Annotated in this window: 15 protein-coding genes and 1 pseudogene; 6 read left to right on the top strand and 10 right to left on the bottom strand. The window is 71.4% G+C overall.

Annotated elements, in window-relative coordinates; genetic code table 11:
• Nucleotides 1-451, bottom strand: a 451-nt coding sequence (locus tag FM076_RS19085) for a sigma factor-like helix-turn-helix DNA-binding protein (RefSeq protein WP_345945099.1), incomplete at its 3' end; no start/stop codon positions are given.
• Nucleotides 393-1,280: a hypothetical protein gene (locus FM076_RS19080; protein WP_173872227.1), complete on the bottom strand. Its 888-nt coding sequence runs from the start codon at nucleotides 1,278-1,280 to the stop codon at nucleotides 393-395. The genes FM076_RS19080 and FM076_RS19085, both read right to left, overlap by 59 nt.
• A 262-nt stretch (nucleotides 1,281-1,542) precedes the next feature.
• Between FM076_RS19080 and radA the strand changes: the two genes are divergently transcribed.
• Together radA and disA are read left to right on the top strand one after the other, a co-directional pair.
• Nucleotides 1,543-2,931 (top strand): DNA repair protein RadA, encoded by a 1,389-nt coding sequence (gene radA / locus FM076_RS19075; protein WP_173872226.1) that lies wholly within the window; start codon nucleotides 1,543-1,545, stop codon nucleotides 2,929-2,931.
• A gap of 338 nt (nucleotides 2,932-3,269) precedes the next feature.
• The gene (disA, locus tag FM076_RS19070; RefSeq protein WP_173872225.1) at nucleotides 3,270-4,391 is read left to right on the top strand and encodes a DNA integrity scanning diadenylate cyclase DisA; all 1,122 of its coding nucleotides are present in this window, start codon (nucleotides 3,270-3,272) and stop codon (nucleotides 4,389-4,391) included.
• A 15-nt stretch (nucleotides 4,392-4,406) separates the two neighbouring features.
• Here disA and FM076_RS19065 read toward each other — a convergent pair whose 3' ends face one another.
• On the bottom strand, nucleotides 4,407-5,243 hold the full coding sequence (locus tag FM076_RS19065) for a hypothetical protein (RefSeq protein WP_173872224.1): 837 nt from the start codon (nucleotides 5,241-5,243) through the stop codon (nucleotides 4,407-4,409).
• 215 nt (nucleotides 5,244-5,458) lie between these two features.
• Between FM076_RS19065 and FM076_RS19060 the strand changes: the two genes are divergently transcribed.
• A complete protein-coding gene (locus tag FM076_RS19060) occupies nucleotides 5,459-6,430 on the top strand; it encodes an A/G-specific adenine glycosylase (protein WP_243274569.1) in 972 nt (323 codons plus the stop codon).
• An 88-nt stretch (nucleotides 6,431-6,518) separates the two neighbouring features.
• Here FM076_RS19060 and FM076_RS19055 read toward each other — a convergent pair whose 3' ends face one another.
• Nucleotides 6,519-8,120 (bottom strand): MDR family MFS transporter, encoded by a 1,602-nt coding sequence (locus FM076_RS19055; protein ID WP_428814925.1) that lies wholly within the window; start codon nucleotides 8,118-8,120, stop codon nucleotides 6,519-6,521.
• 160 nt (nucleotides 8,121-8,280) lie between these two features.
• Here FM076_RS19055 and FM076_RS19050 point away from each other — a divergent pair.
• Nucleotides 8,281-8,838, top strand: a pseudogene (locus FM076_RS19050) (TetR/AcrR family transcriptional regulator); the annotation flags it as partial.
• Nucleotides 8,839-9,031: 193 nt separating this feature from the next.
• Here the strand turns inward: FM076_RS19050 and FM076_RS19045 are convergent.
• On the bottom strand, nucleotides 9,032-9,754 hold the full coding sequence (locus tag FM076_RS19045; protein WP_173872221.1) for a M23 family metallopeptidase: 723 nt from the start codon (nucleotides 9,752-9,754) through the stop codon (nucleotides 9,032-9,034).
• Between the two features lie 402 nt (nucleotides 9,755-10,156).
• Between FM076_RS19045 and FM076_RS19040 the strand changes: the two genes are divergently transcribed.
• Nucleotides 10,157-13,375 carry an NACHT domain-containing protein gene (locus FM076_RS19040; RefSeq protein WP_173872220.1) on the top strand — a complete coding sequence of 1,073 codons (3,219 nt, stop codon included), beginning with the start codon at nucleotides 10,157-10,159 and terminating at the stop codon, nucleotides 13,373-13,375.
• Nucleotides 13,376-13,452: 77 nt separating this feature from the next.
• Nucleotides 13,453-16,038: an NACHT domain-containing protein gene (locus tag FM076_RS19035; RefSeq protein WP_173872219.1), complete on the top strand. Its 2,586-nt coding sequence runs from the start codon at nucleotides 13,453-13,455 to the stop codon at nucleotides 16,036-16,038.
• A 78-nt stretch (nucleotides 16,039-16,116) separates the two neighbouring features.
• Here the strand turns inward: FM076_RS19035 and FM076_RS19030 are convergent, their stop codons facing one another.
• The 5 genes from FM076_RS19030 to FM076_RS19010 form a co-directional block, all read right to left on the bottom strand.
• Nucleotides 16,117-18,642: an ATP-dependent Clp protease ATP-binding subunit gene (locus FM076_RS19030; RefSeq protein ID WP_173872218.1), complete on the bottom strand. Its 2,526-nt coding sequence runs from the start codon at nucleotides 18,640-18,642 to the stop codon at nucleotides 16,117-16,119.
• Nucleotides 18,643-19,205: 563 nt separating this feature from the next.
• Nucleotides 19,206-19,544 (bottom strand): histone-like nucleoid-structuring protein Lsr2, encoded by a 339-nt coding sequence (locus tag FM076_RS19025; RefSeq protein ID WP_173872217.1) that lies wholly within the window; start codon nucleotides 19,542-19,544, stop codon nucleotides 19,206-19,208.
• Nucleotides 19,545-19,701: 157 nt separating this feature from the next.
• Nucleotides 19,702-20,226, bottom strand: a complete 525-nt coding sequence (locus FM076_RS19020) for an amino-acid N-acetyltransferase (protein WP_173872216.1) — start codon at nucleotides 20,224-20,226, stop codon at nucleotides 19,702-19,704.
• Nucleotides 20,227-20,235: 9 nt separating this feature from the next.
• Nucleotides 20,236-20,646: a BlaI/MecI/CopY family transcriptional regulator gene (locus tag FM076_RS19015; RefSeq protein ID WP_173872215.1), complete on the bottom strand. Its 411-nt coding sequence runs from the start codon at nucleotides 20,644-20,646 to the stop codon at nucleotides 20,236-20,238.
• Nucleotides 20,647-20,717: 71 nt separating this feature from the next.
• Complete coding sequence (locus FM076_RS19010) at nucleotides 20,718-20,888, bottom strand: hypothetical protein (RefSeq protein ID WP_173872214.1); 171 nt, start codon at nucleotides 20,886-20,888, stop codon at nucleotides 20,718-20,720.
• Between the last annotated feature and the right edge of the window lie 410 nt (nucleotides 20,889-21,298).

The raw sequence follows: 21,298 nt of genomic DNA, 5'->3' as shown, positions 1-21,298 counted from the left end.
TGGCGGGTGCGGTGCCCGGCCAGGAGACCCCCGCCATGGCGCGCTCGGCGGCGCGGCGGCACTGACCGCAGTCGTCCACGTGCCGCACCAGCTCACGGCGCAGGCCGGTGCCCAGCAGCAGCCGGTCGTCACCGGCGAGCCGGGTGACGGCGCCGCAGCCGCCGGACTCCACGACGTGGAGCGCGGCACGGGTGCGCTCCACCTCGCAGGCGGCGTTCATCAGCAGATCCTGGGCGGCGGGCGTCGTCATACCGAGGACCGCCGCGATCTGTGCCGGGGAGAGCCCGTGGCGGAAGGACAGCTCCAGGGCCTCGCGCTGCTCCGGCGTGGTACCGGCCGCCTCCGGCCAGGCCAGCGCCGCCAGCTCGCGCCGCCGCCGGGCGGGCCCCGCGTCACCGAGCAGCGCGACACCCGCGGCGACGGGTGACGAGGGGACGGGGGGCGGGGGCACAGGGGCCTGAGGGCACGGGACAGGGACGGACGGGCGGCGGGGGCGCGTGGGCCGGGGAGGCCGGCGCCGTGGACCCCGCTTCCTGGGGCCCCGGTCCCGGGAAGGACGGCCCTGGGGAGGGCGGTCCCGGGAAGGTGGACGACGGGGCCGATGCCGGGGAGATCGCCGGGAAGGACGCCTGGGAGGCGGACGACGGAAGGAGCACCGGCCGGGGACCGGCGGGGGCGTCGGCGGAGGACGGCTGAGCAGGAGGGTGCTCCTGCGGACCCGGCTCCCCCAGCTCCTGGGGCCCCGGCTCTTCGGCGCGTTCCGCACCGGCGGTGCGTTCCGCGCGTTCCGCACCGGCGGCGTGTACCGCCCATTCCGCATTGGCGGCGTGTACCGCGCGTTCCGCCTGCTCCTTGGCCTTCTGGTCGGCGAGCCTGCGGGAGCAGACCCAGCGGGCGAGCGCGTAGAGCCAGGAGCGGTGGGTCCCCTCGTCGTCGGGGGCCCGTCCGCGCGCGCACTGGCGGTCGGCGAGGGACAGCGTCTCACCGAGGGCGGCGAGTGCGGCCTCGTGCTCGCACATCACCGACAGGCAGTAGGTGAACAGGCCGTCCAGACAGGCGTCGTACGTCTCGCAGATGTCGTGCGCGTCGTCACGGCCGCCGGTGCTCGCCGTGCGGTGATGCGCCGCTGTTCCGGCCGTGCGGTCCGCGGGGCCCTTGCGCACGGTGCGCTGTGCCCTGGCCGCACGCGGCGGCCTGCCCCGCCGCGGGGTGCTGCCCGTCCGGTGCGCCGACGGTGCGCCGGTGGTGTTCTCGGGGTGCTCGCGCCTGCTCGTCGTCACCTCGGCGACGGTAGGCGGATGATGGCGCTTTGCTGGAGGCACCGGCGCGGGATTACTACCTTCGGGTGAGCCCTTCCTTCAAAAGGGGACAGGTAACGGGGGTTTGGCGACAAGAACGTCACAAAGGACGCACGGGGGGCGCACAGTCCGGGACCGTGCCGACCGCGTGGCACGGACACCCGCGCGTGGAGCGGCCCGGGGACCCGCTGGCCGGACCGGCAACGGACCGCCGGTGTCGGTGGGGGCCGATACGGTGACGGACATGGCAGCCCGCAAGTCCTCCGCGAAGGACCGTCCGACCTACCGCTGCACCGAGTGCGGCTGGCAGACCGCCAAATGGCTCGGGCGGTGTCCGGAGTGCCAGTCCTGGGGCACCGTCGAGGAGGCGGGCGGCGTCCCGGCGGTGCGCACCACGGCACCCGGCCGGGTGTCCGCGCCCGCGCTGCCGATCGGGCAGGTGGACGGCAGGCAGGCGACAGCGCGCAGCACGGGCGTGCCCGAGCTGGACCGGGTGCTGGGCGGCGGACTGGTGCCCGGGGCCGTGGTGCTGCTGGCCGGTGAGCCGGGCGTCGGCAAGTCCACGCTGCTGCTGGACGTGGCGGCCAAGGCGGCCAGCGACGACCACCGCACGCTCTACGTCACGGGCGAGGAGTCCGCCGGGCAGGTGCGGCTGCGGGCCGACCGGATCGGCGCGATCAACGACCACCTGTATCTGGCCGCCGAGACCGACCTGTCCGCCGTCCTGGGCCACCTGGACGAGGTCAAGCCCTCCCTGCTGGTGCTGGACTCGGTGCAGACGGTGGCCTCCCCGGAGATCGACGGGGCGCCCGGCGGCGTGGCGCAGGTGCGCGAGGTGGCCGGTGCGCTCATCCGCGCCTCCAAGGAGCGGGGCATGTCCACGCTGCTGGTCGGCCACGTCACCAAGGACGGCACCATCGCGGGGCCGCGCCTGCTGGAGCACCTGGTGGACGTGGTGCTGCACTTCGAGGGCGACCGGCACGCGCGGCTGCGCCTCGTGCGCGGGGTCAAGAACCGGTACGGGGCGACGGACGAGGTCGGCTGCTTCGAGCTGCACGACGAGGGCATCACGGGGCTCGCCGACCCCTCCGGGCTGTTCCTGACCCGCCGCGACGAGCCGGTGCCGGGAACCTGCCTGACGGTGACGCTGGAGGGGCGGCGCCCGCTGGTCGCCGAGGTGCAGGCGCTCACCGTGGACAGCCAGATCCCCTCCCCGCGCCGCACCACCTCGGGGCTGGAGAACTCGCGGGTCTCGATGATGCTCGCCGTGCTGGAGCAGCGCGGCCGGATCAACGCGCTGGGCAAGCGGGACATCTACAGCGCGACGGTCGGCGGGGTGCGGCTGTCCGAGCCCGCCGCCGATCTGGCCGTGGCCCTGGCCCTGGCCAGCGCCGCCGGTGACACCCCGCTGCCGAAGAACCTGGTGGCGATCGGTGAGGTGGGCCTGGCGGGCGAGGTCCGCCGGGTCACCGGTGTCCAGCGGCGGCTGTCGGAGGCCGCACGGCTGGGCTTCACCCACGCCCTGGTGCCCGGCGATCCCGGGCGGGTCCCCGCGGGGATGCGGGTGCTGGAGGTCGCCGACATAGGCGAGGCCCTGCGCGTCCTCCCGCCCCGCCCCGCCCGCACGAGCTGAACCGCCCACGCGTGGCGGGCGGCGCCCGGGGGTCCGGCGCGACGCGCGGGCTGCCTGAGCCGTGGCGTACGCCCGCGCGCGCCGGGCGGGCCGCACTCCTCCGTCCCGTACGCGCGGACCCATCGGCCCTGGTCGGCCCCCGCGCGCGGAGGTGGCACGCCCGGGCCCTTCGGGTGCGCCGGTAGACTTTGCCCCGGTCTCGACCAACCACGAGCACCACGGGGGCTGTGTGCGGCACCGCTACGAGGGGGACGGCACGGCTCCGCGCCGGTGCGGTGGCCCGGTGAGCGGGCGGTCGAGGAAATGCCGACAGGCACCCGCACGACCGAAGGAGTGCAGTGGCAGCCAATGACCGGGCCGCGGCCCCCGGCAGGGCCGAGGGGGCGTCCGGCCTGATGCGCGCCTCACTGAGCGCGGTCGCGCCCGGCACCGCGCTGCGCGACGGCCTGGAGCGCGTCCTGCGCGGCAACACCGGCGGGCTCATCGTCCTCGGCATGGACAAGAACGTCGAACAGCTGTGCACCGGCGGCTTCGTGCTCGACGTGGACTTCACCGCGACCCGGCTGCGCGAGCTGTGCAAGCTGGACGGCGCACTCATCCTCGACAAGGACATCACCAAGATCGTCCGAGCAGGTGTGCAGCTCGTCCCCGACGCCTCGATCGAGACGGAGGAGACCGGGACCCGGCACCGCACCGCCCAGCGCGTCTCCATCCAGACGGGCTACCCCGTCATCTCCGTCAGCCAGTCCATGCGGCTGATCGCCCTCTACGTGGACGGGCAGCGCCGCGTCCTGGAGGACTCGGCGGCGATCCTCTCCCGCGCCAACCAGGCCCTGGCCACGCTGGAGCGCTACAAGCTGCGGCTGGACGAGGTCGCCGGCACGCTCTCCGCGCTGGAGATCGAGGACCTGGTGACGGTCCGCGACGTGACGGCCGTGGCCCAGCGCCTGGAGATGGTGCGCAGGATCGCCACGGAGATCGAGCAGTACGTGGTGGAGCTGGGCACCGACGGCCGGCTGCTCTCCCTCCAGCTGGACGAGCTGATCGCGGGCGTGGAGCCGGAGCGCGAGCTGGTGGTGCGCGACTACGCGCCGCAGTCGGCGGGCGCGGGCCGCCGCGTGCGCGCCGTACCCGACGCCCTCAACGACCTGGACCGGCTCACCCACACCGAACTGCTCGAACTGGCCACCGTGGCACGGGCGCTGGGCTACAGCGGCGCCCCCGAGACCCTGGACTCGGCCGTCTCACCGCGGGGTTTCCGGCTGCTGGCCAAGGTGCCGCGGCTGCCGGGCACCGTGATCGACCGGCTGGTGGACCACTTCGGCGGGCTCCAGAAGCTGCTCGCGGCCAGCGTGGACGACCTGCAGGCGGTGGACGGCGTCGGCGAGGCCCGCGCCCGCTCGGTCCGCGAGGGCCTCTCCCGCCTCGCGGAGTCCTCCATCCTCGAACGCTACGTGTGACAGAAGGCCGGGCGGCTACTTCACCAGCTCGAAGGTCGTGCGGACCGTCCTGAGGCCCTTGACCCTCACCTCGATCTCGTAGGTCCCGGGCTTGGGCGCCTCGAAGGTGGGCGTGCCGCAGTTGGCGGCGCTGGCCTTGCGGAACCAGGTGAGGGTGTGCGTCGAGGTGCCGTCGCCCGGCACCAGGCGCGGCAGCGGCTTCTTGGTGGGCGGGCAGTCGTCGGAGGCCCAGAACTTCGCGTCGTCCGGGTTGTTGATCGTCACAAGGGTGGCGGTGCGCCCGAGGTCGATCTTGCAGGCGCTGCCGCGCTCGTTGGTGACCTTCAGCTCGAACCGCGGCCGCTCGCCGGGCCCGTACCGCTTCTTGAGGCTGCGCAGCGTCAGCTTCACGTCGCCGCGCTGGCAGTTGGCCAGGTCCGACGGTGCGGGAATGCCGCCCGAGCCGGAACCCGAACCGCTGCCCGCGCCGCCGGCGCCGGCGCCCGAACTCCCGTTGCCCGCGCCCCAGCCGGTGCCTCCCGCCGAGGACTGGTCCTGGGAGCCGGAGCCGCCCGACCCGGCAGAACCGCCGGTTCCGCCCGAGCCGCCGGAACCGCCGTCCTCCTCGTCACGGCCGCCCGGACGCTCGCTGTTCGCCGGTCCGGAGTCGGTGGGGCCGGGGGTGATCGTGCTGGCGGGCCCCTTGCCCTTGCCGTCGCCCTTGCCCTCGTTCCGGGAGCCGTCGCCGCCGAGGGAGGTCACTGCCCAGACGACGATCAGGACCAGCAGCGCGAGGAGAGCAAGGACAACTGCCCTCCGTCGCCAGTAGATGGAGGAGGGAAGCGGCCCGATCGGATTGCGCAGAGATCCCACGCGGAAACCTTACGAGACATCAGACGCCCCACAGGCCCGTACCCGCCGCTCGGACCGCCAATTGTTGTGATGAGCTGCCCGAGCCCGGGGGTTGTGCGGGGAGTTGTTCCGATACGCGGCATTCACCACGGATACGTGGCGTACGGGGCGGACGGGCTTTCGTACCGCGTGTGCGTTTTTCGGATGAGGAGCGCCGTGCCAGGATCGGTGGTGCCATGACTGCGACCACCGAGACCCCCCAAGCCGCTTCGGCCGGCGCCCCGCCAGCGCGCGCCGCGGAATCCGAAGCCGTCGACCCCGCCCTGCGTGACACGGCACGCGCGCTCCACACCCCCGTCGTCGACTGGTTCGCCACGCACGCCCGCGACCTCCCCTGGCGCCGCCCCGAGGCCGGCGCGTGGGGCGTCATGGTCAGCGAGTTCATGCTCCAGCAGACACCCGTCAACCGTGTCCTGCCGGTCTACGAGGAGTGGATGAAGCGCTGGCCACGCCCTGCCGACCTGGCCGCCGAAGCGCCCGGCGAGGCGGTGCGCGCCTGGGGCCGCCTCGGCTACCCGCGCCGCGCGCTGCGGCTGCACGGGGCGGCCAAGGCCATAGCGGAACGGCACGGCGGCGAGGTGCCCGTCGAGCACGCCCAGTTGCTGGCGCTGCCGGGCGTCGGTGAGTACACGGCCGCCGCCGTGGTCTCCTTCGCCTACGGCAAGCGACACGCGGTGCTCGACACCAATGTGCGCCGCGTCTTCGCCCGCGCCGTCAGCGGACGCCAGTACCCGCCCAACGCCACCACCGCCGCCGAACGGAAGCTCGCCCGCGCGCTGTTGCCCGAGGACGACACGACCGCCTCGCGCTGGGCCGCGGCCACCATGGAGCTGGGCGCGCTGGTGTGCACGGCACGCAACCCGCAGTGCGGACGCTGCCCCATCGCCGCCCGGTGCGCCTGGCAGCTGGCGGGCGCGCCCGAGCACCAGGGACCCGCGCGCCGCACCCAGGCGTACGCCGGAACGGACCGGCAGGTACGGGGGCGGCTGCTCGCCGTCCTGCGTGCCGCCAAGGAGCCGGTGGCGCAGGCCGATCTCGACCGCGTCTGGCACGAGCCCGTCCAGCGCGCCAGGGCACTGGACGGGCTCGTCGCCGACGGGCTGGTGGAGCCGCTGGAGGGCAAGCGCTACCGGCTTCCTCTGAGCTAGCCCCCCTCGTTCCCCCTCGCCGTGGGATCCGCGGCGCCCGCGCGAGCCCTGCGGGAGCCGCGGATCCCCTTTTCCGGCGACTGCTCTTCTACTCCGCGGCCGGTTTCTGTGCCGCGGCGTCCTTCAGCGGTACCTCCTTGATGAACCAGGCGGCGACGAAGGCCAGCGCCGCGAACGCCGTCGACAGCAGGAAGACGAGGTGGGTGCCGTCCGCGACGGCGTGCTCGTAGGCCGTACGGACCGCGTCCGGCAGCTTGGCGAGAGAGGCGGCGTCGAGCTGGGCGCCGCCCTCGGTGAGCTTGGCGAGGGCCTTGCCATCGGTCTGTCCGCCGGCTGCCGCGGCCTCCCGCATGGAGTCCTCGACCTGGCGGGCGAAGACCGTGCCCATCAGGGCGACGCCGAAGGAGCCGCCGATGGTGCGGAAGAGCGTGGCGGTGGACGAGGCGACGCCCATGTCCTTGAGTTCCACGCTGTTCTGCGCGATGAGCATGGTCAGCTGCATCAGGAAGCCCATGCCGGCGCCGAGCACCACCATGTAGAGCCCGGAGGTGAACCGGCTGGTGCCGACGTCCATCTGCGCCAGCAGGAAGAGGCCGACCGGTATCAGGGCGCCGCCGATGATCGGGTAGGCGCGGTACTTGCCCGTCTTGGTGGTGGCGCGTCCGGTGACCACCGAGACGGCCATCATCGGCAGCAGCACGGGAAGCAGCAGCAGGCCGGAGTTGGTGGCCGAGGCGCCCTGGACGCTCTGCTGGAAGAGCGGCAGGAACGTCATCGAGCCGAACATCACGAAGCCGAGCAGGAAGCCGATGAGGGTGACCAGCGAGAAGTTCGCGCTGCGGAAGATCCCCATCGGAAGGATCGGCTCGGCGACCCGGCGCTCCACGAAGGGGAAGGCCGCCAGCGCGAGGACGGCCAGCGCCGTGAGCCCGATGATGGTGCCCGAACCCCAGTCGTACTCCGTACCGCCCCAGCTGGTGACCAGGACGGCGGCGGTGATGCCCACGGTCAGCAGCACGGCGCCGGCGTAGTCGATGCGGCCCTGGGACCGCTTCTTGGGCAGGTGCAGCACCGTGCCGACCATGGCCAGGGCGACGGCGCCCAGCGGCAGGTTGATGTAGAAGGCCCAGCGCCAGCCGAGGTGGTCGGTGAGCGTGCCGCCGACGAGGGGGCCGCCGATCATGGCCAGCGACATCACTCCGGCCATCATGCCCATGTACTTGCCGCGCTCGCGGGGCGGGATCAGGTCTCCCATGATCGCCATGGCGCCGACCATCAGCCCGCCCGCGCCCAGGCCCTGCAGGGCCCGGAAGCCGATGAGCTGGCCCATCGTCTGGGCCGCGCCCGAGGTCACCGAGCCGGCGAGGAAGATGACGATGGAGGTGAGGAAGACGCCCTTGCGCCCGTACATGTCGCCGAGCTTGCCCCAGAGCGGGGTGGAGGCGGCGGTGGTGAGGGTGTAGGCGGTGACGACCCAGGAGAGGTGTTCGAGGCCGCCCAGCTCACCGACGATGGTGGGCATCGCCGTGCCCACGATCATGTTGTCCAGCATCGCCAGGAGCACGGCGATCATCAGGGAGAAGAGGACGACCCGCACGCTCCGGGGTTTGGGGCCCGCCTCCCGGGCCCCGGCGGGGTCGGCCGGCTTGGCTCCCCCTTGACCCGCGCTCGACTCTTCCCTGTCTTCCACGCCCCCCTTCTCCTGTTCCGCCCGTTTCGTCGCGCTGCTCGCACCCATGCGCGGCCACTCCCCTTTGCTTACTACTTACTTGCCGCACGGCTAGTTCAGTACGATGGACAAGCTAGGGCTTTCACTAGCCGGGCGTCAAGTAAGTTGTGAAGGGATCGGCATGAGCAGGGGAAACACCCGTCAGCGCATCCAGGACGTCGCCTTGGAGCTGTTCGCTGAACGTGGTTACGAGAAGACCTCGCTCAGAGAGATCGCCGAGCAGCTCGGCGTCACCAAGGCCGCGCTCTACTACCACTTCAAGACGAAGGAGGACCTGGTCACCAGCCTGTTCGAGGACCTGGTGCTCGGTCCGACCGACGAGCTGATCGCCTGGTCGCGTGCCCACGACCCGACGACGCTGGAGACGAAGCTGGAGATCCTGCGCCGCTACAGCGCGTGCATCGGCAACGCCACCTCGCTGGTGCGGTTCATGCACGAGAACCAGGCGGCGCTGCGCGAGCTGTCGATCGGTGAGCAGATGAAGGCGCGGATCCTCACCCTCCTGGAGCTGATCAAGGACGAGGACGCCGCCCTGAGCGACCAGGTGCGGTGCGCCTCGGCGCTCTTCACCATGCACTCGGCCTTCTTCACCATGGGAAGCGCGAAGGGAGGGCTGGAGGAGAAGCGGCAGGCGGCGCTGGAGGTCGCCCAGGAGCTGGTCACCGCCGCCCACCACGGCCCCGCCGCCGGCCCCCGTACCGGCACCGGCAGTGGAACCAGCGGCGGAACCAGCGGCGCCAGTGGCAGCACCGGCAGCGGAACCAGCAGCACCGGCAGCGGAACAGCGGCCTAGACGCTCAGGACCCCGGCGCTGTGCGCCGGGGTCCTGAGCGGTGTCCGCACGGGGGCGGGGCGGGCGGTCCGCTCCGGTGTCAGAACGTGACGCCGAGGGCGCGCATCGCGCCCACCGGGTCCACGGCCGTGCCGTAGTCGGGTCCCTTGCGGATCTCGAAGTGCAGGTGCGGCCCGGAGGAGTTACCGGTGTTGCCGGACCTGGCTATGGTCTGACCGGTCTTGACCTGCTGGCCCGGCCGGACGTCGACCCGCGAGAGGTGCGCGTACTGCGAGTACGAGCCGTTCTCGTGCCGGATGACGATGGCGTTGCCGTACGCCGGGCCGTCGCCCGCGCCGTTCGGCCCCGCCTTGACGACGGTGCCCTTGTGCACGGCCTGCACCGGGGTGCCGACGTTCACGGCGAAGTCCTGGCCGGAGTGGTTGTGCGCCCAGCGCCCGCCGGCCTTGCCGTAGGTGGCGCTCAGCTCGTACTTGCCCGCGATGGGCTTGATCCAGGACAGCTGGAGCCGCTGGGCGTCCCGGGCGGCCTTCCGGGCCGCGCGCTTCTTGGCCTCGGCGGCGCGCTCCTTCGCCTTCTTCGCGGTCTCGACCGCCTTGCGCTGCGCGTCCGCCTGAGCCTTGGTGGACTTGGCGAGTTCGCTCGCCGTGCTGATCGCGAAGATGTCGTTGTGGGCCGCGCCCGTCCCGGCCGCGCCGGCCGCGAGCGCCGTACCGGCCCCCAGGGCCATCGACGCGCCGAACCCGGCGACGAGGGACGCCGAGAGAGCCGCGGCGCGGTTGGTGGTCCTAGACATCGCCATGCGAGTGCTACCTCCGTGAGGGGGTTCGTGGTGTGCGCCCGAATGCGGACGCGCCCCCTTGGTAACCCGCCAGAAAACGGACATCAAGGACCGTTATTACTAAACGCCCCCGTAGCAGCACGAGAGACCCAGGTCACTCGGAGGCTCCGGCCCCGGGCCCGGCCCCGCCCCGCGCCCCCGTACCGGCCCTCGGACCTCCTAACCGGCTTCGTAGGCGCGCCGGCGCCTGTGCCCCACCTCACGGGAACGCCGCTCTCTCTGTGGCCCCCCTCATATGGCGGCGCTCACTCCGCTGGGAACGGGCCGTCGTCGACGCGCGCACAGCCGCCCTCTACGCTTGCTCGCCGTGAACGGCCCCGCACAGCGGGGAGTTGAGTGGACGGGACGGACGGGGGGAGCGGGATGGACGCGGGGGTCGTCGGGCTGCGGATCGCCTCCAGCGTGATGGGGCCGCTGGTCAGGAAGCTCTTCGTCAGCGAGGGGCCGGGCGCGGGGCTGGTGGAGCGGCCCGTCCGCGTCTCCTCGCTCGTCTCCTTCACCGGCGAGAAGCGCACGCTGGGCCGGAAGGACCTGGAGAAGACCGCCCGCGAGCTGGTGCGCCGCGCCCTGAGGGAGCTGGGCCCGCACGAGGCGCCCTCGGACGGGGAGGCCGAGCGCGCCGCCGCCCGGCTCACCGACACCCTGCACGCGCTCGGGGACATCGGCCTGAGCGATGTGGAGGCGGTCAGCCTCGGGCACACCGATTTCGCCCGCGCCCTGCACGCCCGGGCCACGATGGCCGATCCGCACCCGGACGCCACGCCCGGGGAGGACGCGCTCTACCACCGCGTCCTGGAGACCGCCAGCCTGCACATCCTGCACTTCTTCACCCAGCGTTCCCCCTTCGTCACCCGCACCCTCGTCGAGCAGAGCCGCAAGCTGGCCGACCTGGTCACCCTGGTGGACGTCCTCATCGACCGCATCCCCTCCCGGTCGGCCCAGGACGCGGAGTTCGAGCAGCAGTACGCGCGCTACATCGCCAACCGGCACCGCACCCTGACGATCTACGGCATCGATCTCCAGCAGGCCAGCGAGTGGCCGCTGGACACGGCGTATCTGAGCCTGACCGCGACGGCCGAGCGGGACAGCGTCCAGTTCCAGGTCCCGGACGGCACCTCGGTGACCGCCTCCGTCACCGCCGACTCGCTCCCCGTCGAACAGGCGCTGGCCGGACGGCAGCGCGTGCTGCTGCGCGGTATCGCCGGCTCCGGCAAGACGACGCTGGTGCAGTGGCTCGCCGTCACGACGGCCCGCCAGTCCGAGCTGACCGGGCGCCTCGCGTATCTGATCGGCCGGGTGCCGTTCGTCCTGCCGCTGCGCACGCTGACGCGCGGGGACGCCGCCCTGCCGGTGCCCGCGGGGTTCCTGGCCGCCGTGGGGTGCCCCCTGGCCGGCTCGCAGCCGCCGGGCTGGCCGGAGCGGGTGCTGGGGGCCGGCCGCGGGGTGCTGCTGGTCGACGGCATCGACGAGGTGCCGGAGGAGGAGCGCGCCCGCGCCCGGGACTGGCTGCGCGAGCTGACCTCCGCGTTCCCCGGGAACCTGGTGCTGGTGACCTCCCGGCCCTCCGCCGTACGCGAGGACTGGCTCGGCCGGCTGGACTTCGCCGAGCTGACCCTCTCCCCCATGCGCCCCGCCGACGTGGACCTCTTCATCGACCGCTGGCACGCGGCGGCGGAGGCGGGGGAAGAGCCGGCCGCCTCGCTTCGTACGGCGGTGCGGGCCAAGGCGGACCTGGCGCGCCTCGCCACCAGCCCGCTCATGTGCGGTCTCCTGTGCGCCCTGCACCGCGAACGGCACGGCTTCCTCCCGCGCGGACGCAAGGCGCTGTACGACGCGGCGCTGTCCATGCTGCTGGAGCGGCGCGACCGGGAACGGGCCATGTACGCCCGCGCGGGGGCGATCGAACTGGACGAGGAGTCCCAGATCGAGCTGCTGCAGAAGCTCGCCTACTGGCTGATCCGCAACGGCCGCTCGGAGATGACGCAGCAGGACGCCGTCGAACTGGTGGAGCGGGTCCTCCCCTCGATGCCGTACGTGGCCGGACAGGGGTCGGCGGAGGAGATCTTCCGCTTCCTGCTGGTGCGGTCCGGGCTGCTGCGCGAGCCGGGCCACGGCGCGGTCGACTTCGTCCACCGCACCTTCCAGGACTACCTGGGCGCCAAGGCCGCCGTGGAAGAGCGCGACTTCGGCGTTCTGGTACGGCACGCCCACCTCGACCAGTGGGAGGACGTCGTCCGCATGGCCGTCGCCCACGCCCGGCCCGACGAGCGCGCCCGGATACTGCGCGGGCTCGTGGAACGGGGCGATGAGGAACCGGAGTTCCGCGGCCGGCTGCACCTGCTGGCCATGGCCTGCCTGGAACACGCCACCAAACTGGACCCCGCCGTGCGCCATGCCGTGGAAGAGCGCGCCAGGGAGTTGATTCCGCCGCGGAGCGTGGACGAGGCGAAGCGGCTGGTGCCGCTGGGCGGGGTGGTGCTGGATCTGCTGTCCGAGGTGGACGGCCTGGAGGAGGACGAAGCCGTGGCCGTCGCCCACACGGCCGCCCAGATGGGGACGGACGCGGCGCTGGTGCTGCTGAAGCGGTTCTGCGACCACCCTTCGACAGGCGTGCTCCAGCAACTGGCGGGGCACTGGGACCGGTTCGACGCGGACACGTATGCCAGGGAGATCATCGGCAACCTGCCCGACCGGCGCGAGGTGCGGGTGACCGCGAGCGCACCCGAACACCTGGCCTGGTTGCGCAGACTGCCCGAGCGATCGGCCTCACGCATCCGGGGTGCTTTCACCGCCGATGAGATCGTCGAGGCCCACGGTTCCGGCGCCAAGCTGGTCGATTTGAGCCTCGCCCGCAATCCGGAGCTCGACCGGCTGGATTTCGTACGCGCCTTTCCCCACCTGGAGAAGTTCGACGTCCGGGAGTGCCCGGTGACGGACCTGTCCCCGCTGAAAGCGGTGCCGCTGACCACGCTGTACCTGTGGAACGTGGACACGCTGCGGAACCTGGAGGGCATCGAGGCGCTCACCTCGCTGCGGTGGCTCGCTCTGCGGGAGGGCACGCCCTGGCCGGGGGTGGCGCGGATAGCGCACCTGGCCGGCCTCACGACGCTCCTGCTTCCCGAGGACGCACGGAGCATCAAGGGCATCACCGCCCTCCGCGCCCTGGAAACGCTCAATCTCTACCAGGTACGGCACAGGCTCCCGGAGCAGGACTGGGAAGAGCTGGGCCGACTCCCCCGTCTTGAGATGCTCACCTGCGAGCCCCCTCATCTGGTCAACCTCCGGGTGTCCGGGACACGCCTGACCGCGCTGCGGGAGCTGTACCTGCCGCTGGGCGGTGCCGACTTCGGTATGAGGCTGCCCCCGGCGGCCTTCCCCGCGCTCGAACGACTCATCCTCTCGGATCCACCGCCGTCACTCGACCTCACGCCGCTGGGAGACCTCCCGGTGCTCCGGTCCCTCGTCCTCTCCCGCCCACAAGGCCCCCTCGACACCACCCGCCTCCCCCCTCACCTCGATGTCACCGTCATCCCGCGCCCCCGTGGGCGGCGAGGGACCAACCCTGACGCAAACGCAGGGTGACCTGGGACACACGGGCGGCCTACGCTGGTCGGCGTCCAGTCGTCCGCCGTCCGCCCCCCGCCTGGGAGCCCCTTCGCATGGACCCTGCCGTCCGGCTCGCCTCCAGCGTCGCCGATCCGCTCGTCTGCCAGTTGCTGCTGCCCGTCGAGTCCACGCCTGACAAGGCGCAGGCCGAGGGGGAGCTGCTGGCGCGTCTCGTCTCGTTCCGCGGCGAGACGCCACCGCTGTCGTACGAGTCGCTGCTGTCCCTCGCCGGGGAGCTGGTGGCACTGACCGCGCCGGCCCAGAGGCTCCCTCCCTGGGACGAGGAGCCGGTCGCGGGGGTGCTCGCGCGCACCCTGTGGATCATGGGGGAGCTGGACACCACGGATGTGCAGGCGGTGCGGCTGGGCCCGCAGGACTTCGCGCGCAGTCTGCGTTCCGCGGTCCCCGGCGCGGACAGGGAGCTGAATCCGGACGCGGCGTGGTTCCACGACCGGCTGCTGGTCACCGTCTGCCTGCACCTGCTGCACCATCTGATCCGCCGCTCCCCCGTGCTCGCCGAGCACATGCCCGAGCGTGCGCACCGGATCCGGCAGCTGATCGACCTCAACGACGTCGAGGCCGTACGGGGGCGCCCGGAACCGTCCGCCGCCGACGCGGAGTTCGAGGCCCGTTACGCCCGCTCCATCGCCGAGGAGTACAACCGCGTCACGATCTACGGCATCGACCTGCCGAATCCGAACACCCCCGACAGCTGGTCGCTGGACGCCACCTATCTCAGCCTCAGCGCCGAGTTCGAGAGCCCGCACCAGCGCCGGGAGGCGGGCGGCGACGGTGACAGCGGTGAGCCCGTCCTGCCCGCCGACCGGGCGCTGGGCGGACACGAGCGGGTGCTGCTGCGGGGGGCCGCGGGGTCCGGCAAGACGACCCTGGTGCAGTGGCTGGCCGTCTCGGCGGCCCGCGACGCGCTGCCGCCCGAACTGGCCTCGCTGAGAGGCCGCATCCCTCTGGTGCTGCCCGTCCGCCGCTTCGCCCGCGAGGGCTTCCCCGCCCCGGACGGCTTCCTGCACGCCGTACGCCACCCCCTCGCCGGCGAGGCACCCGACGGCTGGGCGGCGCGGGTCCTGACCGAGGAGCGCGGGCTGCTGCTGGTGGACGGCATCGACGAGGCGCCCGAGTCGGAACGGGCCGCGCTGCGCGGCCAGTTGCGCCGCCTCATGCGCGTCTACTCGGGCAACTTCTGCCTGGTGACCGCCCGCCCCTCCGCCGTGGAACCCAACTGGCTGGCGGACGAGGGCTTCGACGAGCTGGAACTGGCCCCCATGAACCGGGACCAGGTGGCCGCCTTCATCACCGCCTGGCACGCGGCCGCCGCCGACGACGAGGGCAAGGACCACCAGCGGCTGGAGGAGTACCGCGACCGCCTGCTGGCCTCCATACCCCTCTACCGCGAACTGCGCGGCCTGGCCACCAACCCGCTGATGTGCGGCCTGATCTGCGCCCTCAACCGGGACCGCTCCGGCTCTCTCCCGCACGGCCGCAAGGAGCTGTACGAGGCGGCCATGGAGATGCTGCTCCAGCGCCGCGACCCCGAGCGCCGCGTGCTGTACGCCGACGCCGTCAAGCTGCGGCGGGGCGCCCGCGAACGGCTGCTGCGCAAGCTGGCCTACCGGATGCTGGTGGACCGGCGGGCCGAGCTGACGATGGAGGAGGCGCTGGCCGAGATCTCCCGGCACCTGCCCGCCATCCCCTCCACGGCCGGCCAGGGCGGCCCCGAGGACATCTTCAACCACCTGCTGCTGCGCACCGGGCTGCTGCGCGAGCAGCCCGACCGCTCCGTCGAGTTCGTGCACCGCACCGTGCAGGACTACCTGGCCGCCAAGGAGGCTGTCGAGCAGGGTGCCTTCGACATGCTCCTCGCCCACGCCCACGAGGCCGAGTGGGAGGAGGTGATCCGGATGGCCGTGGCCCACGCCCGCCCCGCCGAGTGCGCCCGGCTGCTGGGCGGACTGCTGGCCCCCGGCCGCACGGGGATGCAGCGCAACCGGCGCCGCCTGCTGGCCGCCGCCTGCCTGGAGCACGTCACGGAACTCGACCCCGACACCCACGCCCGGATCCGCCGCGAGACGCGCAACATGGTGCGGCCGACCACGCTGGAGGGTGCCCGCAGCCTGGGCTGGGTCGGGCCGATCGTGCTGGAGATGCTGCCCGATCCCACGCATGTCACCGACAAGGAGGCGCACCGGCTGGCGGTCACCGCCACCCGGATCAACGACGACGCCGCCATCCACTACCTCGCCCAGCTGCGCAACCGGGCCTCGCTCCAGCTGCGGGCCGAGCTGGCGCGGGGCTGGCGGAATTTCGACACCGACCGGTACGCCGACGAGATCATCGCGCACCTCGACCCCGAGGGGCTCTACTTCCCCGTCTCCGACCGGTTCGAGCTGGAGGCGCTGCGGAAGATGGGCGGCCGGGCCCGGATACAGATCGTCGGGCCCTTCACGCCCGACGACCTGCTGGAAGGGCTCGTACGGGACCAGCTCACCCATCTGTGGCTCGCCTACGACCTCCGCGTGCCCATGGGGTGGCTCGCCGCCTTCCCCAATCTGACCACGCTGCGCGTCAACCCTCGGCTGCCCAGGGTCACGGGCGTCCCCGAGGGCATCCGCATCATGTCGTAGGAACGCCTCACACACACGCGAGCGGGGCCGGTCCGGAAGGGCCGGCCCCGCTCATGCGGTGCGCTGTCGCGACAGCCGTCAGGCGTCCTTGCTCAGGTTGGGACCGCCACCGGCCGCGGACTCGACGGGCGGCGCGTCCGGGAGCGCCGACTTCTCCTCGCCGCGGAAGGTGAAGGACTTGCCCTCGCCCTCCCCCTCGGTGTCGACGACCACGATGTGGCCGGGCCGCAGGTCACCGAAGAGGATCTTCTCCGACAGCACGTCCTCGATCTCGCGCTGGATGGTCCGGCGCAGCGGCCGGGCACCCATCACCGGGTCGTAGCCCTTCTTCGCCAGCAGCTCCTTGGCGTCCTGGCTCAGCTCGATGCCCATGTCGCGGTCCTTCAGCCGCTCATCGACCTGGGCGATCATCAGGTCCACGATCTGGATGATGTTCTCCTGCGTGAGCTGGTGGAACACCACCGTGTCGTCGACGCGGTTGAGGAACTCGGGCCGGAAGTGCTGCTTCAGCTCGTCGTTGACCTTGGCCTTCATCCGGTCGTATCCCGCGCGGACGTCGCCCTGGCCGGCGAAGCCGAGGTTGAAGCCCTTGGAGATGTCCCGGGTGCCGAGGTTGGTCGTCATGATGATGACGGTGTTCTTGAAGTCCACGACCCGGCCCTGGGAGTCGGTCAGCCGACCGTCCTCCAGGATCTGCAGCAGCGAGTTGAAGATGTCCGGGTGGGCCTTCTCGACCTCGTCGAACAGGACGACCGAGAACGGCTTGCGGCGCACCTTCTCGGTGAGCTGGCCGCCCTCCTCGTAGCCGACGTAGCCGGGCGGGGAGCCGAACAGCCGGGAGACGGTGTGCTTCTCGCCGAACTCCGACATGTCGAGGGAGATCAGCGCTTCCTCGTCGCCGAAGAGGAACTCCGCCAGCGTCTTGGACAGCTCCGTCTTACCGACGCCGGACGGGCCGGCGAAGATGAACGAGCCACCGGGGCGCTTGGGGTCCTTCAGACCCGCACGGGTGCGCCGGATCGCCTGGGAGAGCGCCTTGATGGCGTCCTCCTGGCCGATGACGCGCTTGTGCAGCTCGTCCTCCATGCGCAGGAGCCTGCTGGACTCCTCCTCGGTGAGCTTGAAGACCGGGATGCCCGTGGCGGTGGCCAGGACCTCGGCGATCAGCTCCTCGTCCACCTCCGCGACGACGTCCATGTCGCCGGCCTTCCACTCCTTCTCCCGCTTGGCCTTCTCGGCCAGCAGCTGCTTCTCCGTGTCACGGAGGGAGGCGGCCTTCTCGAAGTCCTGCGAGTCGATCGCGGACTCCTTGTCCCGGCGCACGTTCGCGATCTTCTCGTCGAACTCGCGCAGGTCCGGCGGAGCGGTCATCCGGCGGATGCGCATCCGGGAGCCGGCCTCGTCGATCAGGTCGATGGCCTTGTCGGGCAGGTAGCGGTCCGAGATGTAGCGGTCGGCGAGGGTGGCCGCGCCGACCAGGGCGGCGTCCGTGATGGAGACGCGGTGGTGCGCCTCGTACCGGTCGCGCAGGCCCTTGAGGATCTCGATGGTGTGCGGCAGCGAGGGCTCCGCGACCTGGATGGGCTGGAAGCGGCGCTCGAGGGCCGCGTCCTTCTCCAGGTACTTGCGGTACTCGTCCAGCGTCGTGGCACCGATGGTCTGCAGCTCGCCGCGGGCCAGCATCGGCTTGAGGATGCTGGCGGCGTCGATGGCGCCCTCGGCGGCGCCCGCGCCGACCAGAGTGTGCAGCTCGTCGATGAACAGGATGATGTCACCGCGCGTACGGATCTCCTTGAGCACCTTCTTCAGGCGCTCCTCGAAGTCACCGCGGTAGCGGGAGCCGGCGACCAGCGCGCCCAGGTCCAGGGTGTAGAGGTGCTTGTCCTTGAGGGTCTCGGGCACCTCGCCCTTGACGATGGCCTGCGCCAGGCCCTCGACGACGGCGGTCTTGCCGACGCCGGGCTCGCCGATGAGCACCGGGTTGTTCTTCGTACGACGGGACAGGACCTGCATGACCCGCTCGATCTCCTTCTCGCGCCCGATGACCGGGTCGAGCTTGGACTCACGGGCGGCCTGCGTGAGGTTGCGGCCGAACTGGTCCAGGACGAGCGAGGTGGACGGCGTGCCCTCGGCGGGTCCGCCGGCCGTGGCGGCTTCCTTGCCACCGGAGTAACCGGACAGGAGCTGGATGACCTGCTGGCGGACCCGGTTCAGGTCGGCGCCCAGCTTCACGAGGACCTGGGCGGCGACGCCCTCGCCCTCGCGGATCAGACCCAGAAGGATGTGCTCCGTACCGATGTAGTTGTGGCCGAGCTGAAGGGCTTCGCGGAGCGACAGCTCCAGCACCTTCTTGGCACGAGGAGTGAAGGGGATGTGGCCGGACGGGGCCTGCTGGCCCTGGCCGATGATCTCCTCCACCTGCTGGCGGACAGCCTCAAGCGAGATCCCGAGGCTCTCCAGTGCCTTAGCGGCGACACCCTCACCTTCGTGGATCAGGCCCAGAAGGATGTGCTCGGTGCCGATGTAGTTGTGGTTGAGCATCCGGGCTTCTTCCTGAGCCAGGACGACAACCCGCCGCGCGCGGTCGGTGAACCTCTCGAACATCGTTAATCGCTCCTCAGAGCGGTCAGGCAGTGAGGGGACGCTCCCCTCGCTGTCCTTCCGCAGCTTAGTCCCGCAACGGGGGACCGCTCATTCCAACTGCCGACGCCAGCCCAGTCGATCATGCGCCTCCTGCCCCGGACAGCCGACAACAGTTCCAACCCGATGGTGCGAGACGATGTTCCCGCAGGCCAGGCGTATTCACCTGGATCCACTACGCCCACGGCGAACGCCCCCGCACCGACGCGCTCGCACACGGCGGCGCCCAGGACGCGACGCCCCCGCCCCGCCCTGCGCCACCTGGGCATTCAGGGCTGTCAGAGCCTTCTTACCCGCTCGGTGCGACCATCCATGCGGCATTGGCCGGATACGGGCCCCCGCATCCGCTGAGGGCGAACACCGGGGCGCGGCCGCTCGAACCGCTCTACAGGGTGAGCACGCTTGGTGAGGGTTGGAGACGGAACGTGGTCAAAGTGCGGTGTCCGGGACCCCTGGGGAGGCCGCCCTGCGGGGGCCTCCCGAACCGGGATCGGCCATCGGGGCCGGGGCCGGCCGGTCGGAACGACTCAGCCGTTGGCCTTCTCGTACGCCTCGCGAATGCTGGCGGGAACACGACCGCGGTCATTGACCTCGTAACCCTGCTCCTTCGCCCACGCACGGATCTTCGCGGTGTCCTGGCCGGAGCCGGATCCGGATGCCGAGCGGCCGCCCTTTCCACGCGAGGAACGGCCACCGGTGCGCCGGCCGTTCTTGAGATAGGGCTCCAGAGCGGAACGCAGCTTGTCCGCATTAGCGGCGGTGAGGTCGATCTCGTAGGACTTACCGTCCAGCGCGAACGTCACCGTCTCGTCCGCCTCGCCACCGTCGAGGTCGTCGACAAGAAGAACCTGGACCTTCTGTGCCATCTGCTACTCCCATTCGTGCTGGATAACGGATTACAGATACCGACGATGGAAAGCAAACCGCTTTTCCGGGAGAAACACAAACCCTGTGCTGAGTTTGCCGCGCGCACCACGGGGATTGGCGGGATCTTTCGGACATAGCGGGGGAGCCCGGCACGGTTCACAGATGCAGCAGCATGCGACTGTTGCCCAGGGTGTTGGGCTTCACCCGTTCGAGACCCAGGAACTCTGCGACACCTTCGTCATAGGAACGCAGTAGCTCGCTGTAGACATCCCCGTCCACCGGGGTCTCGCCGATCTCCGTGAAGCCGTGCTTGGCGAAGAAGTCCACTTCGAAGGTGAGACAGAAAATGCGCCGCACCCCCAGCCACCGGGCCGTGCGCAGCAGCTTCTCCAGCAGCAGATGGCCGACGCCCGTACCGCGCTGGGAAGGGTGCACGGCCAGCGTTCTGACCTCCGCGAGGTCTTCCCACATCACATGCAGCGCGCCGCAGCCGACGACTTCCGCGTCGCCGTCCCGTTCCGCGACCCAGAACTCCTGGATGTCCTCGTAAAGGGTCACCGTGGCTTTGTCGAGCAGGATGCGGTCGCGGGAGTAGGTGTCGATCAGGCGGCGCACCGCCGGGACATCGGCCGTGCGTGCCCTGCGGATGGTGACCTGGGATAGCGGTGCGCGTTCTGCCATGAACGGACGCTATCGGGCCCCGTCCGCCGCCTCGCCATCGGGGGGATCGAGATGCACCCCGTTCAGGTGTACGACCCGCAAGGCGGTCCGCAGGACTTCCACCTGTTCCGGCGACATCATGCCGAAGAAGTCCACGAGAGCCGCCGCGGGGTTGTCGCTGGTGGTCCACGCCTCGTGCATGAGAGCCGCGGAGTATGCGGCCCGGGTGGAGACGGCCGCATATCGATAGGCGCGGCCTTCTTGCTCCCGCCTCAGCCAGCCCTTCTGGCGCAGGTTGTCCATTACGGTCATCACCGTCGTGTAGGCGACGGTGCGTTCGTTCTGGAGATCTTCGAGGACTTCCCGCACAGTGACCGGGCGGTTCCAGCGCCATACCCGGGTCATCACGGCGTCTTCCAGCTCTCCCAATGGCCTCGGCACGGAAGAATAATAGTGGAAAATGTCCGAATCGCGGGAATTACCCGGAAGGCGGGGTGGTGACTCGGCCGCTCTCAGCTCTCGCGCTTCTGCCGGGCGGACTCGGCACGGGCCAGGGCCGCGTCCACGACGCCGTCCTCCTTGGCCTTGTTCGCACCGCCCTGGCTCTTGATCATCACGACGATGAGCGCCGTGAATGCCACCGCCATCACAACCGGCGGGGTGAGTGCGGCGACGTAGTCCATGGCTGAGCCTCCTCGACGAACCGGACTCCCAGAGTAACGCCGGCCGATACATCCCCCGCGCCCACCCGCCTTCGCCGAACGGCCCCTCCCCTTTGCCGGCCGTCCGCTCCCGCCTTGGCCGAACGGCCGCTCCCTTTGCCGGACTTTGCCGACCGCCCGCTCCCGCCTGGCCGAGCGGCCTCTTCTCCTTGCTTCTCTTTGCCGAGCGGCCTCTCCCCGCCTTTGGTGAACCGCGCCCGCTCTCTCCTCCTTGGCACGGCACCGCCGCTGTTCCGCCGCGTCGGCGGCTTCTGTGACGCGCTGTCCGCGCCCGGGTCGTCCCGGGCGCGGACGGCGCGGACAGCGTGTACGGCGTGTACGGCGCGGACGTCAGGCCGGAACGCGGTGGCGGGTCTCCGGGCGCCGGGGGG

Source organism: Streptomyces albus subsp. chlorinus, assembly GCF_013302895.1.
GTDB classification, from domain to species: Bacteria; Actinomycetota; Actinomycetes; order Streptomycetales; family Streptomycetaceae; genus Streptomyces; species Streptomyces chlorinus.
Note: the sequence above shows the minus strand (reverse complement) of the source record. Positions and strands in the feature narration are given on the sequence as shown.